This window comes from Microseira wollei NIES-4236, assembly GCF_020521235.1.
In the GTDB taxonomy this organism is placed as follows: domain Bacteria; phylum Cyanobacteriota; class Cyanobacteriia; order Cyanobacteriales; family Aerosakkonemataceae; genus Microseira; species Microseira wollei.
This window is the reverse complement of record NZ_BLAY01000427.1, coordinates 1-1,533: the sequence shown is the minus strand read 5'-3', so window position 1 is coordinate 1,533 and position 1,533 is coordinate 1. Positions and strand designations below refer to the sequence as shown.

At 44.6% G+C, this 1,533-nt stretch carries 2 protein-coding genes; both read left to right on the top strand.

Annotation, left to right across the window (positions count from 1 at the left end):
• On the top strand, positions 1-313 hold a 313-nt coding region (locus MiSe_RS49010; protein ID WP_226594796.1), incomplete at its 5' end, for a helix-turn-helix domain-containing protein.
• Positions 273-1,301, top strand: a complete 1,029-nt coding sequence (locus MiSe_RS49005) for an RNA-guided endonuclease InsQ/TnpB family protein (protein WP_226594794.1) — start codon at positions 273-275, stop codon at positions 1,299-1,301. The genes MiSe_RS49010 and MiSe_RS49005, both read left to right, overlap by 41 nt.
• The last annotated feature ends 232 nt before the right edge of the window (positions 1,302-1,533 follow it).

Here is a 1,533-nt window from a genome sequence, read left to right as displayed (position 1 = left end):
AGGTAATATTATCGCAGATCCCTTTAATCTTCGACGTAAATTGCTAACAAACTACGTTTACAAGTTGAGGCCAAACATTGCCCAAAGCTCAAAGATGGAGCAATGGATAAGTATGCTCAGATGCCACTACAATTGGTGTTTGGGTGACAGGATTAGTCAATACAACCAACAATTCATTCAAGGAGAGTACAGCGACTTAAGGACAAAAGCTCCTGCTAGTCCGTTAACTTGTTTTGTCAGCAAGAATGGTGCGACAGGAGAACCGTGGAAAGATGCTAAAAGCAGTAAAAATCCTCGCCGCAGCGAGTCGTGATATTCAAATCACCGCATTGCCGCAACTAAAAACTGCTAGACCTTGGTACGCCGGGATTGATTCGACAGTACTGCAACAAAACGTCAAGCGTCTGGATATTGCCTATAAAAACTTCTTTGAGGGCAAGGGTTTTCCCAAGTTTAAGAATCGCAGCAACTTCACATCGTTTACTTACACGATGGGGATGAAAGCCGAAGGGAGTAAGATTTATTTACCCAAATTGGGATGGATGCGATTCTATAATTCCAGACCGATTCCAGATGGTTTTACAGCTAAAGCAGCGACAATTCGCCAACGCCAAGATGGATGGTATGTATCGGTCAGAATCGAGGACAAAACCGTACCAGATGTAGTTGCTAGATCTTTAACCGAAGTCAGATCTATTGTCGGATGCGACTTAGGAATTACCAAACTCGTACACATGAGTGATGGATATCAATTTGCGAACCCCAAGTTTGGCAATAACAAGAAAACCAGGCGTTTTCTCAAAATCAGACAACGACGGGTTAGCCGCAAAGTTAAAGGTAGCAAGAACCGAAAAAAGGCGTCCCAAAAAGTTGGACGCCTGCATAAAAAGATTGCGGATAAGCGACAAGCTTATCAATGGTGGATAGCGAAAACTATTACCAGCCGACAGGTGGATGCTATTGCCTTGGAGGATTTAAATATCTCCGGTATGTTGCGCCGATGTCGGGTGAAGAAAGATGAAGAAAGTGGGAGGTTTTTACCGAATGGGCAATCTAGAAAAAAGGGGTTAAATCGCGCTATCTCTGATGCTGCTTGGAATGAGTTGATCTTAAAGATCGAGTATCTCGCTGCAAAGCAAGGAAAGGTTGCTATTAAGATTAGTCCGAAACATTCCAGCGTTGAATGCAGAAATTGTGGACATATTGACCGCTCAAACCGCGATGGTGAAAAGTTCATTTGTTCGGCTGGTGGATTTTTCGCCCATGCTGATATTACGGCAAGCGAAAACTATCAGAGATAGAGCGTTGGAAATGGTACGCCGGGACTCGACGGAACCTGCGGATAAGACCGCTAAACGCCCAAAATACTGTAAGGAGAAGAGCCAGTGCGGTCTTGGGGTTTCCCCAAGTGGAGCAACTGGCGTATCGCTACGTCCTGGTGACAAAAGTGGCGAGCCTGGGAACCTTGGTAACAAGGATATTAAGACCGTAATGTCTTAAGAATCTCCGTGTCTTTAGACCGGAGAGTGTCAA